This is a genomic window from Priestia sp. SIMBA_032 (assembly GCF_046535215.1).
Classification (GTDB): domain Bacteria; phylum Bacillota; class Bacilli; order Bacillales; family Bacillaceae_H; genus Priestia; species Priestia aryabhattai.
Map to the genome: position 1 here is coordinate 1 of NZ_JAWRXD010001117.1, position 253 is coordinate 253.

Genomic DNA, 253 nt, shown 5'->3' on the forward strand with positions numbered 1-253 from the left:
CCTGGTATTTTCGCAGCTGGTGATGTTCGTGAAAAAATGCTTCGTCAAATTGTAACTGCAACAGGTGACGGTAGTATTGCAGCACAAAGTGCACAACATTATGTAGAAGAATTATTAGAGGAATTAAAAACTGTATCAGAAAAATAAGGGATAACATACCTTGTGAGAAGAAAGCTACCGACAGGAGCTTTCTTCTTTTTTTGTGTGAAAATGTCAAAGTATTGTCAAAAAATATAAGGATTATAAGCTTTCT

Annotated in this window: 1 pseudogene; it reads left to right on the forward strand. The window is 34.8% G+C overall.

Annotated features, from left to right (window positions below):
- Positions 1 to 147: pseudogene (locus SB717_RS37800) on the forward strand (thioredoxin-disulfide reductase); the annotation flags it as partial.
- Positions 148 to 253: the final 106 nt, after the last annotated feature.